Raw genomic sequence first — 13912 nt, 5'->3', positions numbered from 1 at the left:
ATTTATGAAAAAGGTTATTACACTTTTGTTCTTAGTATCATTCGGTTTTATTAATGCACAACAAGCCTTCAAAGGTAAAGGAGACATTAAAGTAAATGTGGGTGCTAATCTGCAAGATGGTGGTTCTGGAATTCAGGGTTCTGTAGATTTTGGTTTGGGAGAAAATTTCTCATTTGGTTTCGTAACTACTTATTTATTAGGAGTAGACAACTTTACAGGTTACTACCATAATGTTCCTTCGGCATATTATGATACAAAACCTGAATTTCAGGATCGTTTTGATGCAAAAGCAAGAATCAATGCAAATTTATCAAGCGTAATTGGTGTTGAGCAATTAGATGTTTATCCTGGATTAAGTTTAGGTTTACATAACTTCGGAGGTCATGTTGGAGGCCGTTATTTCTTCACTGACGGATTTGGCGTTTTCACGGAAATTGGATTTCCGATCGCGAAATACGGAAGCAATAATGATCCTTTTTATCATTTAAACAATCAAGCCACTTTTAGCTTAGGAGCTTCTTTTAATTTATAATAAAAGCTATATGTTTTTAAAGAATAAAAAACCGCCCAATTGGGCGGTTTCTTTGCTTTTTAAAGTTTGCGGTTCTTCAAAATAATTTTTGGAAATCTTTGGTAAACCACTTTTCCGTTTAGATGATTAGATTGCCATTTCAGGTATTTCTCCTTCAATTATCAAATCTGCTTCTGTTGATGCTACAATATGCTCTACAGAAACACCTGGCGCACGTTCTAAGAGCTTAAAACCTTTATCTGTCACTTCGAGAACTGCAAGCTCTGTTACAACCTTTTTAACGCAACCAACACCTGTTAATGGCAAAGTGCATTTTTTTAGGATTTTAGATTCCCCGGCTTTATTAACATGCATCATGGCAACGATTATATTTTCGGCAGAAGCTACCAAATCCATTGCCCCACCCATACCCTTTACCATTTTACCCGGAATTTTCCAGTTGGCGATATCCCCGTTTTCAGAAACTTCCATCGCGCCTAAAATCGTTAAATCTACTTTTTGGCTGCGAATCATTCCGAAACTAAAAGCTGAATCGAAGAAACTGGCTCCCGGAAGAGTTGTAATGGTTTGTTTTCCTGCATTTATAATGTCAGCATCTTCTTCTCCTGCAAAAGGAAAAGGTCCCATACCCAGAACACCGTTTTCGCTTTGAAACTCAACAGCTATATCTTCTCTTACATAATTAGCAACCAAAGTCGGTATTCCAATTCCAAGATTAACGAAATAACGGTCTTTTACTTCTTTTGCAATTCGTTTTGCAATATCTTCTTTTGTTAACATAAACTGAATGTGTCAATTTGGAAATTAGACAATTAAAATAATACCCACAATTGAGCAATCTAATTAATTATCTAATTATCACATTTTCTAATTATCTAATATTTTACTTTATGTTGTTTAAAGTAATTTTCTAAAAATCAATATCATATCAATTCTCAAATTTATTTAACGCAACAATTTTGCATTATAATTCATTATCTAATTGACAAAATATCTCATTATCTAATTCCTCTGTCTTACAGTTCGCTGTTCAATTCTTTTTTCAAACTTCTCACCCTGAAAAATACGCTGTACCATAATTCCCGGAATGTGAATTTGATTTGGGTCTAATGTCCCAACTGGAACTAATTCTTCAACCTCAGCAACTGTTATCTTTGCAGCACCCGCCATACAGGCATTAAAGTTTCTGGCAGTTCCTTTAAAAATTAGATTTCCGGCTTCATCACCTTTCCATGCCTTAACAATAGCAAAATCTGCTTTGAATGCTTGTTCCATAATGTGCATTTTTCCGTTGAATTCGCGAACTTCTTTTCCTTCCGCAACTTCGGTTCCGTAACCAGCTGGTGTAAAGAATGCTGGGATTCCGGCTTGTGCAGCACGACAGCGTTCTGCCAGAGTACCTTGCGGAGTCAGTTCTACTTCTAGTTCTCCTGAAAGCATTTGACGTTCGAACTCGGCATTTTCACCCACATAAGACGAAATCATTTTTTTAATTTGTTTCTTCTGCAAAAGCAATCCCAGACCAAAATCATCAACTCCGGCATTATTAGAAATACAGGTTAGGTCTGAAATGGTTGTATTTACTAATGCTGCGATTGTATTTTCAGGAATTCCGCATAATCCAAAACCGCCAAACATAATTGTCATACTGCTTTCGATTCCTTTTATTGCATCCTGAACGCTATTTACTTTTTTTGTTATCATAACAAACTGTCTTTATTACCATATAATTTTGATAAAAATAAGATTTTTAGATTTAATTATAACGATTTCGCAAAAAAATAAAATCATTTCATTCCAAAAAAAATATCCTTTTGTAAACTTCTAAATGCAGAAGTACAAAAGGATATTTTTATTTAAAGGGAATCGAAATTACAATTCGAATTCGTCTGTATTTTGTTCTGTCTGTGTGGTATCTTTCACTACTGCAGGCCTGCTGTAACAATCTACTTTGATAGAGAGATTTGCCGGGCGCTCAAACTCAGCTTTAGAAACCTGAAGATCTTTATCTGCATAACATAATTTCATGAAATATGCCCAAACCGGCAATGCAGCTGTAGCACCTTGTCCGTAAGTCAGACTTTTAAAACGTGCTGAACGATCTTCGCAACCTACCCAAACACCGGTAACTAAGTTTGGAACCATCCCCATAAACCAACCATCTGATTGATTTTGTGTTGTTCCTGTTTTACCTGCAATTGGATTTTTGAACATATACGGATATCCTGTCCAACGGTTATCTCCGCTTCCACCTCCCTGAGTACGTAAACGTGCTCCGGAACCCGTTTCAGTAACTCCCTGAAGTAATTTGATTACGGCAAAGGCGATATCTTTATTTAAAACATCATGAGATTCCGGAATTGGCTCATAAATTACTTCACCGCTTTTGTTCTCAATTCTGCTTAAAAATTGTGGTTTTACATAAACACCCTGATTTGCAAATGTACTGTATGCGGCCACCATATCTTCGACTGTGATATCTACTGCCCCAAGTGCGATAGAGGGTTGTACAGGAATTTCTGTTTTCACACCAAGTTTTCTGGTTAATTCAACAACTGCTTCGGGTCCGGTTCTGTCAATTAATTTTGCCGAAACTGTATTGATAGAGTTTGCCAATCCTTGTTTTAAAGTTACCATTCCACGGTATCTGTTGTCAGAGTTTCTTGGTTCCCAATCTTCCGTTACGTGGTGACGCCCTTTATGAATCATAAATGGTCCATCAAGGATAGAATCACAAGGAGACATATTTAATTGCTCAATTGCAGTAGCATAAACAAATGGTTTAAAAGTAGATCCTACTTGTCTTGCTCCTTGCCCAACGTGATCGTACTGGAAATATTTATAATTAATACCACCTACCCATGCTTTGATATTTCCGGTTTGCGGTTCCATTGCCATTAAACCAGATTGCAAAAAGTGCTTGTAATAACGAATAGAATCTCTGGGTGTCATTATAGTATCACGTTCCCCTTTCCAGGTAAATATTGTCATCTTTGTTTTTACGTCAAATGACTTTATAATTTCATCCTCGCTTTTATCCATATCTTTCAAGGTTGCCCAACGCACAGAATTTTTCATCGCCTGCATCATGATACGATCTGTTTCTGCTTTGGTAATATTGACAAAAGGCGCATTTTTATTGTTTTTCATTTCAATAAAAAATTGCTGCTGCAGATTCTTCATATGTTCAGACACAGCCTCTTCGGCATATTTCTGCATTCTCGAATCGATAGTGGTGTATATTTTAAGACCATCTTTGTAGACATCATAATCTGAACCGTCAGGTTTTTTGTTTTCGGCTGTCCATTTCTTCATATAATCACGAAGATATTCTCTGAAATAAGTCGCCATTCCTTCACGGTGGCTTTCTAATTTGAATTTTAAAGCAATTGGCAAGGATTGTAATCTTTCTTTTTCAGATTCAGAAATCATCTTTGCTTTTGCCATTTGAGAAAGCACCACATTACGACGGTTTTTTACTCCTTCCGGATTTCTGACCGGATTATATAATCCTGAATTTTTGAACATTCCAACCAAAATAGCTGATTCGTCCAGTGTTAAATCTTTTGGGTCTTTAGAAAAATAGGTTTGTGCCGCTGAGCTTACTCCAACCGAATAATTTCCGAAATCATAAACGTTGCAATACATTGCCAGAATTTCATTCTTTGTATATTGCCTTTCAAGGCGAATAGCAATAATCCACTCTTTTATCTTCTGTACAATCCTAAAAGGAAGAAATTTAGATCCTTCTCCGTGAAACAATTGTTTTGCCAGCTGTTGGGTTAGTGTACTTGCTCCCCCATTTGTTCCTAAAGTAAAAACAGCTCTTAAAGTTCCGCGTCCGTCAATTCCCGAATGTTCATAAAAACGGGCATCTTCGGTAGCTACCAAAGCTTCAACGAGGCTTTTTGGAAGATCTGAATATTTTAACTGAGATCTGTTGGTTTTAAAATATTTACCAATTACAACTCCGTCAGATGATATAATTTCGGTAGCCAGATTAGAATCCGGATTTTCTAAATCCTCAAAAGAAGGCATCGATCCGAATAATCCCCATGATGCAAATAAAAAGAAAGCCAAAATACCTAATAAAGTATAGGCAAAAACTCTCCAAAATTTCTTTTTATAATAATTAATGTCTTTAGTAGTAGCTGTCTGATTGTTTTTTTTAGTAGCCATAAATATTCGTCTATTCTTTTTGTTCTATTCTAAAACCTACGTCTGTAATACCTTCTAAAGTCTGAACTCCAGGAATTTTTCCTGATTCTCTAACTGCTTGTTTGATGTGTACTTTGTATTTTCCTCTAAATTTTACACCTTCTTTATAAAACAGTTTACTTTCTTTTATATCTGTAAAACCATTTCCTAATAACGTTCCATCCGGATTTGCCATTTGATACTCTAAGGTATCCACTTTTGTGAATCCGTTTGGTGTTTCAATAGCTACAATTAAAAACAAATTATTAAACGGATAATTGTTATTGTCTCTCAAATTTACAAATAAATTGTACTTTTTGGTAGAATCTAAAACTGGCAGGTCAAATGTTACAATACTGTCTTTATGCCACGCACTTCCAACAGATTTGTACTGATCAAACACTCTTTTTTTATCGCATGAAAAAAGAAGTATAGCTGCCAAAATAAGAATCCCGCTATTTTTTATTCTCATTTTTAGTAATAATTATAGGTTTTCTAGGTTCTGTGGGTTTATTATCGTTCGAATTATTTGATTTATTCGACTGATTTGGTTTGTTGTTCGATTTTTTTGGTTTGTTCGGATTTGCTCCTGCAGGTTTATTATTGTTACCTTGAGGCTTTACCTGATTTGTGTTGGCAACAATAGCATTTTCTGCATTTGGTTTGCGTTTTCGATTTGGTTTTTTCTTTCTTTTTGGCTGATCAAAACGCGTTAAACTTTCCTGCCCCATTGCATTATTGAAATCTTTTTCAGGTTCTGAAGTTACTTCAATAGCAAAATCTTCAAGAGAAGATACTTTATTCTTCTGTTTGTTTTCTGCAATTATTTCTTTGACCTGATCAATTTTTAAAACATGCCAGTTTGCAAAATTATTTGTGTAGGCAAACCACATCAAACCCTTAAAAATATCTTGTTTCTGACAAACTGCATCGCCCTTTTCTGTCACTAACTTAGTGTCATAATCCGGAAAATCTTTTAATGCATCCATGTAAGTATCAAGCTCATAGTTTAGACAGCACTTTAATTTTCCACATTGTCCAGCTAATTTCTGAGGATTAAGTGAAAGCTGCTGGTATCTTGCTGCCGAAGTATTTACACTTCTGAAATCAGTCAGCCAGGTCGAACAGCAAAGTTCACGTCCACAAGAACCAATTCCGCCAAGGCGTGCTGCTTCCTGACGAAAACCAACTTGTTTCATCTCTACTCTTGTACTGAATTCTTTAGCAAAATCTTTGATTAACAGTCTAAAATCGACTCTGTCGTTTGCCGTATAATAAAATGTTGCTTTTGAACCGTCTCCCTGGAATTCAATATCCGAAATTTTCATTTCCAATTTATGCTGGATTGCCAGTTCACGTGCACGAACTTTCATAGGTTCTTCACGATCGCGCGCTACAGACCATATGTCAATATCCTTCTGAGATGCTTTTCTGTAGATTTTAGGAATTTCGTTACTATCCGGATTTACTCCTTTTTTCTTCATTTGAATTTTTACCAATTCGCCTGTAAGTGTAACAATTCCAATATCATGTCCTGGTGAAGCAACAGTTGCTACTATATCACCAATACTTAGCGTTAATTTTTCTGAATTTCTAAAGAATTCTTTTCGTCCGTTTTTAAAACGAACTTCAACACAATCAAAAATTGCCTCTCCATTAGACGGGCTCATGTTGGCCAGCCAGTCAAAAACAGTCAATTTATTGCAGCTATCGGTGCCGCAAGTCCCATTATTTTTACAACCCTTTGGTGCGCCGCCATCTGAGGTTGAACAACTTGTACATGCCATAATTATATATGTAGTGTCGCAAAAAACGACTTAAGTTCATAAACATTTAATCGGTAAAGATAGTATTTTTTTATTTTGCTTTTTATCGATTAATTCTAAACGGATGTTAAATGATTAAACATATAATTATTAAAGGAAAACATTCTTTCAAACAGTAGCTGGCCATTTAGTTTTTCATCTCTTTTTAACTGTTTTTATTTACGTTTAATTTTTGTTAAATTTATTTAAAAACACTATCTCGTAAGAAAATTAAGGATAAATTTGCACGCTTTTTGAAAATCAGCATAAGATTAAAATATTTTTAAAACAAATTAGCATCCAGTAATCCTTGATTTTTTATAAAAATGAAAACCTGTTTTTTTATTCTATTATCCTTTTTTATATACATTGATTTGTCAGCACAAATCAAAGAAAAAGATACTCTTTTTTTTAATGTTGATAAATATTATACCGTATCACCATGGATCAAACATACAGTAGATGAAACTTATTACAATAAATTAGCATTTGAAAAGATGCAGATAAGGGAAACCAATACAGATGGTTATATTTTTTTTGACACTGACACTGTTTTAAAAGGAATTAAACCCAAAAAAATAATATCAATAAAAGAATATATTGAAAATAAGAAATTTTATTGTGACGGCGGTCATAATAAAATTGTAGATAAATGGAAGCTAAAGGATTCCTTAATTGATAAATACGTGATTTTTTTTGTGAATGGAAGTGAATTAATACAATCTAAAAATTTACGATATATCTCGTATTACCCTATCCACAAGGATATGAAGGTAATTCAAAATAAAAGAAAAGACACACTTTTTTTCAAACTAGATAACAATTATATCTACGAACCTGAACCAGACTGTAAGCCAAAAAGATATGCATTAAAAGATGGTGGAAAATCTAAGACAGGGATTTTTTACTTTGAAGAGTTTGAAGAGCAAAACAGACCAAAATTCAAATCTAAAAAAATACTTGATTTAGAAAATTTTGTGCATTCAACCCGATTTTATAATGCTGATAAACAATCAATAGAAGACTTTGATCTTTCAGATTACTTTAATAACTATATAATTTTTCTGGAAAAGGAAATTCAAGACAAACATAATTACATTCAAATTAAGTCCTTTGTAACTATAGAAAATTAAAAAAGGTAAAATCAAATAATAATGCCCATGTTTTATAAGAAATATGGGCATTTCTTTTCTAAGTCTCCTTAACCGTAATAATTTTCACTGGACAAGCTTTTGCCGCCAATTCGCAGCTTTCAACAATGCCATGATTCGGAGATTTTAAAGTAAAAAATCCTTTTGCATTTACTGAATGGATCAAAACCGATTTTCCGTCTTTTTTTGACATTTGAAAATGCACCGGATCCATTTCGACACAGTAATTACAGCCAATGCATTTGCCTCTTTGTAAAGTTATGATAACCATTACGCTTCTACAATTTTATATAATTTATCAGACATCCTGATTCTAAATGGCAGTTTTAAGCTGCAGTCATCGCCTTTTGTAGCTTTTTCTCCAGCAATGTCATTCACAAACATTTCGTCAATAATCATTTCCTGAGCACCTGTGCTTGGACCGGTTACCAGAATTTTATCTCCAATTTTAATATCGTAAGCCTCAATTTTGAATTGACCTACTTCTGCTTTTGGGAAATAGTGTGTTCCTTTTCCAACGTATACTTTCTTTTGCGTTGCTGCAGATCCGGGAATATCACTCCATTCACCTAATTCCTGACCCAGATAATAACCTGACCAGAAACCGCGATTGTAAACTGTATTTAAAGCTTCCATCCAGACTGCGGTTTTGTCTTTTGAGAAAGTTCCATTATAATAGGCATCAATAGCTTCACGATAGGTTTTAATAACGGTTGCTACATATTCCGGCGCACGGCCGCGACCTTCGATTTTTAAAACCTGAATTCCGGAATCAATTACCTGATCTAAAAAATCCACGGTACATAAATCTTTGGGAGACATCATGTATTCGTTATCCAATTCAATTTCAAAACCGGTTTCCTGATCAATCACGGTATATTTTTTACGGCAATTTTGTTTGCAGGCACCGCGATTTGCAGATGAATTATGCGAATGCAAACTCAAATAACATTTTCCTGAAACAGCCATACATAATGCGCCGTGACCGAAAATTTCGATTTCAACTAAATTGCCGTTCGGACCTTTTATTTGTTCTTTTTCTATTTGGGCTGTAATATTTTTAACCTGACGTAAACTCAATTCGCGACTTAATACCATTGTGTCGGCAAATAAACTATAGAATTTAATGGTTTCAATATTGGTAATATTCAACTGAGTTGAAATATGAACTTCCATACCAATTGATCGTGCCATGGCGATTACAGCCTGATCAGATGCTATTACTGCTGTAATATTTGCTTCTTTGGCCTTATTCAATAATGTTTTTACAACAGATAAATCGTGGTCGTAAATTATGGTGTTTAAAGTCAGATAGGTTCGAACGTTTTTTGCTTCGCAGCGATTTGCAATATCCTGTAAATCATCCATTGTAAAATTTACTGTTGAACGTGCTCGCATGTTAAGTTGTTCAACACCAAAGTATACAGAATCGCAGCCGTTATCGAGCGCAGCCTGAAGCGACTCAAAGTTCCCTGCGGGAGCCATGAGTTCGATTTTAGTATTTGTTTTCATTTTTGTTGTATTGTCTCCAAATGGATAAACCATTGGCGTGCTTTAAATTGAATGCGACATATAAATTAGCTTAAAAAATGCGCTAATTTACAATTTTATACAATTTATCTGACAAACGAATACGAAAAGGAATTTCAAAAGTAACTTTATCACCAATTTTGGCAGTTGCAGTTTCAGCTCCGTCGACAATTAGTTTTTCTAAAATCAGTTGTTGTTCACCAGTTGTCGGACCAGAAATTAAGATTTTATCTCCAGCGTTTAACTCTTGATTTTCAATAGTAAACTGACCCACTTGTGCTTTTACATAATAATGCTCGGCTTTTCCAAGGAGTACTTTCTTTACTTTTATTTTTTGACGGATATCAGCAGGTTTAGTTCCGCTTTGCGTTTCCGCGGCTAAGGCAGAATTTGGCAAGTCGCCTGAATGTTTGAATTTTAAGTTTTCAGATTTACCTTTTCTAAACACTTTATTTCCAACTTGTTTTCCGGTACGCAAACGAACCTGATCCACCAAAGGCATGTGGATAATATCTAAACATTCTGTAGAACAGCAATTTTCCATTGCAGCTTTGCATTCATCACATTGAATAAAGAGCAAATGACAGCCATCATTTTCGCAATTGGTATGATTGTCGCAAGGTTTGCCGCATTGGTGGCATTGAGAGATTATATCTTCGGTGATTCTTTCACCCAGACGATTATCAAATACAAAGTTTTTTCCAATGAATTTACTTTCTAAACCTTCTTCTTTAAGCTGTTTTGCATAGTTGATGATTCCACCTTCTAATTGGTAAACATTCTTAAAACCCTGATGTTTAAAATAAGCACTTGCTTTTTCGCAGCGAATTCCACCTGTACAATACATGACAAGATTTTTATCTTCTTTGTGGTTTTGAAGCTGTTCGTTGATTATCGGTAAACTTTCTCTAAAAGTTTCAACATCGGGAGTAATGGCGTTTTTAAAATGTCCAACTTCACTTTCGTAGTGATTTCTAAAATCAACTACAATCGTATTTGGGTCATCCAGAATTTCGTTGAATTCTTTGGCTTTCAAGTGAATGCCTATATTGGTAACATCAAAAGTTTCGTCGTTTAAACCGTCGGCAACGATTTTATCACGAACTTTAATAGTAAGTTTTAAAAAGGAATGGTCATCATGTTCTACCGCTTCGTTCAAACGAATGCCTTTCATGAAATCATAAGCTTCAAGAGTTTCTCTAAAAGCCTCCAAATTTTCTTCAGGAATACTCATTTGAGCATTTATTCCTTCAGTTGCAACGTAAATTCGGCCTAAAGCATCGAGTGCATTCCAGGCTAGAAATAAATCATCGCGAAATTTTTTGGGATCTTGAATTTTGGCATACGCATAGAAAGACAACGTAAGACGTTGTTTACCGGCATCATCGATCATGATGGCTCTTTCTTCTGCGCTTAAAGTGTTGTACAGTTGCATGCTATAAACAGTTTTTAAGTTTAGAAATTATTTTTTTGCAAAAGTAATTAAAAAGGTTCAAAGATGCAAAGGCTCATAGTGACAAAGGTTCTGAGGTTCTGAGTTACTAAGGTTCTAAGAATTTTAAAGATTTTATAAAAACAGAAAAGCACTATATTTCTATAGTGCTTTTTAAATCTTTGTACCTCTGTACCTTTGCCACTTTGAACCTAAAATCTCAGAACCTCAGCAAATCAGAACCTTAGTCCCTAAAAATTAACAATACTCGTTAAACGCATCTTGTAAATTCTCAGCAATTAATTCAGCTGGACGTCCTTCGATATGGTGACGTTCTAACATGTGAACCAGTTCTCCGTTTTTGAACAAAGCCATAGATGGTGATGATGGAGGAAAAGGGAACATATGTTGTCTGGCAGCATCAACTGCTTCTTTGTCAACACCAGCGAAAACAGTAATTAAGTGATCTGGTTTTTTAGCGCCTTCTAAACTCATTTTTGCTCCTGGACGTGCATTTCTTGCAGCACAACCACAAACTGAATTTACAACAACTAAAGTGGTGCCTTCTGACTTGATAGCATTATCTACAGCTTCAGCACTATGTAAATCTTGAAAACCTGCAGCTGTTAATTCAGCCTGCATTGGTTTTACCATTTCTTCTGGATACATATTTTTATCTTTTAAATTGTACTTTTTGAACTGCAAAGTTACAAAGTTTACTCTCAACTCGTTAATTTGAAGTATAAAGTTTTGTTATAGTTAAATAGTAAATTTAAAACTTAATAAATATAGTTCGGAAATATTAAATAACCTCTTTCAATTTTTTATGAGGAAATTGATAATTATATTGTTTTAAATGAATTCTGCCTCTTGATTTACGTTTTGTTGTTAAAACGGTTGATTTGTCCTGTTCAGAAATTTCAATAGTAGAAAGATAGCTGGAAAAATATTTGCTAAGTATCTGGATGTTGCCAACCTCAATAGAATAAATGATTTTTTTTCCCTCGGTTTTTATGTTTACGAGATTTGCTTTTTTCAACTCTAATAAATGTTTGGATATTGTTGATTGTGCCAGGGGAATTAATTCAACAATTTCTCCACATGTTCTGTTGTCTCTTTTCCATAAAAGTGTCATAATCTGAATTCGTACAGGATGCCCGAGTGCTTTGCAGATTTTTCCTATTGCCTTCGTTTCTATATCAAAATTTAATTGTTTGGTAATTCCCATAATTTCTCATTATTCATTATCGTAAAAAAACGATTTCACATCTACATTGTTTTCTGTCGGCAAATTTACAGACCATATCATTTTTTAATCACCTTTAAAAGGTGTTAAAACAAAATAATAAGACATTTTTATAATGGATTGTGTTTGGTGGAAAAGCCAGTGTTTTACGGCCATCCACTATCTATTACGATAAGAAATTATTTCTGTTTAGAAATGTTAAGCTGTAACTGATATTTGACAGATTGAGCAGAGTATTATTAAACTCAATGAAAAGTACAAAAACCACCTTTTTGCTCTGCCATTAGAAAATTTATCTAAATATTATTTGAAGTAAAGTCTTAATAAATAGCGTTTTAGGGCATTTTAAAATCACTCTTAAATCTTCCATTATATTTGTTTCTTCGTCTAAAAACTTAAAAATCAAAGCCGGATCGCCTTTTTTGAACAGGGAAGAAAAAATAGAACTTCCTAATTCGTTATTTCGATGTAAAATATCCAAAAGCAATAAATCGTAAAACCAAAACCGATTTTTTTTATGAAAAGAAGACATTTTAAAATTCTCTTTTTGAAGAAAATCAACTAACTGAGAAGATTTTTTATCTGAATTTCGAAAAGTATATCCTGTACTCGCTTTTGTCCAACCACCGGCGGTGCCAATATTAAGAACCCGTTTTGTATTTTTCTTCCAGAAAGGATAACAGGTCATGGGTATACTTCCTCGTTCTTTTTCTACAATTTCAAATTGCTTAGCCCCAAGCTGGTGGAGATAATTTTGAATTGCATTTTCGTATTCTTCTGTTTGCAGTAGATTTTCCGAAAACAAAGTGTACTCTATTAAAGCTTCTGTCTTAGACACAGGCAGGATATACATGAAACGCGTATTGCCTTTTTGTTCTACAGAAAAATCCATAAAAATTGCTTCTTCCGGATTAAAGATTTCGGTTTCAGTTTTTACAAACCAACCAATAAAATGCTGCTGTAAAACGGGATATTGGGTTTGGTTTTGAGCGAGAGCTTTGGTATAAATGCTGTTGAAAAGATAATCACATGTAAACCTGTTTGCTTCTGTCCCAACAAAAACGTGCGATTCCAGTTCGTTAATGTCTGTTACTCTTTCTATCGAAAAAGTAATATTTGAATTTTTTGAAAGTATATCAAAAACAAAATTATAAAAGTCCAATCCTTTTATTTGGCAGTATTGATAAGGTATCAACGCCATATTACGCTTAAAGTTTTCATTGGCAAATAAAGCCGAATCCCATTTTTTTGAGATAATTGAATTCCAGATAGTTTCTTCTTTAATCCAAAAACACCATGTTCTGTCATTCGTTTTCTTTTGATTTTCATCTAAAAGCAAAATTGACTTATCATTAAATTTTCCAGACAAAACCATTTTGTAAACGGTCATTAAAGCTGATAAACCAGTTCCGGTAAAAATGTAATCGAAATGTTTAATTTGCGAAGAATTCATTCTCAAAAATAAGAAATTTTATTCTTCCAGTTTTTCTAAAAGAATTTTAAAATCTTTTGGTGATAAATAATTGGAATACTGGAAGATGATTTCGTTTTTCTCATTCATAACACATAAAACCGGATAGACAATCTGGTTATTGTTTGTTCCAAGTTGTAAAGCTAGTTCGTGAACTCCGACATTAGTTCCCGTTGGCTGAAATTTAAATATCTGATTATTAAATCTTATATTTCGTTTTTCTTCAGCATTCAAATCAATAAAATAAAATTCTGAATTGAGTTTTTGAATTATTTCCTGATTTTTAAAAGTGGTCACTTTCATTCTTTGGCAAAACTGACACCAATCGGTATGAATAAAAACTATTATTTTTCGTTTTTGAATTTGCTGCAAACTATCAATTTCTTCAAAAGACCTGCTTTTAATCTGGCAGAATCCAGTTGAAGTTATTCCGAAGAAAAAAATTAAGAGAAATAGCTTTTTCATTTGTTTGTTTTTTGCCACAGATTAAATGGTTTTTTAAAAGGAGTTGCCACGAATTACACGAATTTACACAAATTAATTCGGGG

Annotated in this window: 14 protein-coding genes; 2 read left to right on the top strand and 12 right to left on the bottom strand. The window is 34.0% G+C overall.

Features of this window, described 5'->3' with window-relative positions; all coding sequences use genetic code 11:
- Positions 1-4: 4 nt before the first annotated feature.
- Positions 5-532 (top strand): DUF6646 family protein, encoded by a 528-nt coding sequence (locus JOD96_RS04070; protein WP_209562985.1) that lies wholly within the window; start codon positions 5-7, stop codon positions 530-532.
- A gap of 126 nt (positions 533-658) precedes the next feature.
- On the opposite strand, the gene JOD96_RS04065 is transcribed toward JOD96_RS04070, so the two are convergent.
- From JOD96_RS04065 to JOD96_RS04045, 5 genes are all read right to left on the bottom strand, one after another.
- Positions 659-1312, bottom strand: coding sequence for a CoA transferase subunit B (locus JOD96_RS04065; protein ID WP_209562984.1), 654 nt, complete (start codon positions 1310-1312; stop codon positions 659-661).
- A gap of 222 nt (positions 1313-1534) precedes the next feature.
- Positions 1535-2236, bottom strand: a complete 702-nt coding sequence (locus JOD96_RS04060) for a CoA transferase subunit A (protein WP_209562983.1) — start codon at positions 2234-2236, stop codon at positions 1535-1537.
- A 168-nt stretch (positions 2237-2404) separates the two neighbouring features.
- On the bottom strand, positions 2405-4711 hold the full coding sequence (locus JOD96_RS04055) for a penicillin-binding protein 1A (protein ID WP_209562982.1): 2307 nt from the start codon (positions 4709-4711) through the stop codon (positions 2405-2407).
- A 10-nt stretch (positions 4712-4721) separates the two neighbouring features.
- On the bottom strand, positions 4722-5201 hold the full coding sequence (locus JOD96_RS04050) for a gliding motility lipoprotein GldH (RefSeq protein WP_209562981.1): 480 nt from the start codon (positions 5199-5201) through the stop codon (positions 4722-4724).
- Positions 5185-6516 carry a stage 0 sporulation family protein gene (locus tag JOD96_RS04045; RefSeq protein WP_209562980.1) on the bottom strand — a complete coding sequence of 444 codons (1332 nt, stop codon included), beginning with the start codon at positions 6514-6516 and terminating at the stop codon, positions 5185-5187. Before JOD96_RS04045 ends, JOD96_RS04050 begins: the two co-directional genes overlap by 17 nt.
- A 392-nt stretch (positions 6517-6908) precedes the next feature.
- Between JOD96_RS04045 and JOD96_RS04040 the strand changes: the two genes are divergently transcribed.
- Positions 6909-7667: a hypothetical protein gene (locus tag JOD96_RS04040; RefSeq protein WP_209562979.1), complete on the top strand. Its 759-nt coding sequence runs from the start codon at positions 6909-6911 to the stop codon at positions 7665-7667.
- 58 nt (positions 7668-7725) lie between these two features.
- Here JOD96_RS04040 and JOD96_RS04035 read toward each other — a convergent pair whose 3' ends face one another.
- From JOD96_RS04035 to JOD96_RS04005, 7 genes are all read right to left on the bottom strand, one after another.
- Positions 7726-7956 carry a ferredoxin gene (locus tag JOD96_RS04035; RefSeq protein WP_209562978.1) on the bottom strand — a complete coding sequence of 77 codons (231 nt, stop codon included), beginning with the start codon at positions 7954-7956 and terminating at the stop codon, positions 7726-7728.
- Positions 7956-9197 (bottom strand): peptidase U32 family protein, encoded by a 1242-nt coding sequence (locus JOD96_RS04030; RefSeq protein WP_209563024.1) that lies wholly within the window; start codon positions 9195-9197, stop codon positions 7956-7958. Before JOD96_RS04030 ends, JOD96_RS04035 begins: the two co-directional genes overlap by 1 nt.
- An 82-nt stretch (positions 9198-9279) precedes the next feature.
- The gene (locus JOD96_RS04025; protein WP_209562977.1) at positions 9280-10650 is read right to left on the bottom strand and encodes a rhodanese-related sulfurtransferase; all 1371 of its coding nucleotides are present in this window, start codon (positions 10648-10650) and stop codon (positions 9280-9282) included.
- A gap of 255 nt (positions 10651-10905) precedes the next feature.
- The gene (locus tag JOD96_RS04020; protein WP_209563023.1) at positions 10906-11316 is read right to left on the bottom strand and encodes a BrxA/BrxB family bacilliredoxin; all 411 of its coding nucleotides are present in this window, start codon (positions 11314-11316) and stop codon (positions 10906-10908) included.
- 133 nt (positions 11317-11449) lie between these two features.
- Positions 11450-11875, bottom strand: coding sequence for an ArsR/SmtB family transcription factor (locus JOD96_RS04015; RefSeq protein WP_209562976.1), 426 nt, complete (start codon positions 11873-11875; stop codon positions 11450-11452).
- A 310-nt stretch (positions 11876-12185) separates the two neighbouring features.
- A complete protein-coding gene (locus JOD96_RS04010) occupies positions 12186-13346 on the bottom strand; it encodes a lycopene cyclase family protein (protein WP_209562975.1) in 1161 nt (386 codons plus the stop codon).
- 18 nt (positions 13347-13364) lie between these two features.
- Positions 13365-13829 carry a thioredoxin family protein gene (locus JOD96_RS04005; RefSeq protein WP_209562974.1) on the bottom strand — a complete coding sequence of 155 codons (465 nt, stop codon included), beginning with the start codon at positions 13827-13829 and terminating at the stop codon, positions 13365-13367.
- Positions 13830-13912 lie beyond the last annotated feature (83 nt).

Source organism: Flavobacterium sp. 1355 (genome assembly GCF_017833415.1).
Taxonomy (GTDB): Bacteria; Bacteroidota; Bacteroidia; order Flavobacteriales; family Flavobacteriaceae; genus Flavobacterium.
This window is presented reverse-complemented; position numbering and strand designations above follow the sequence as displayed.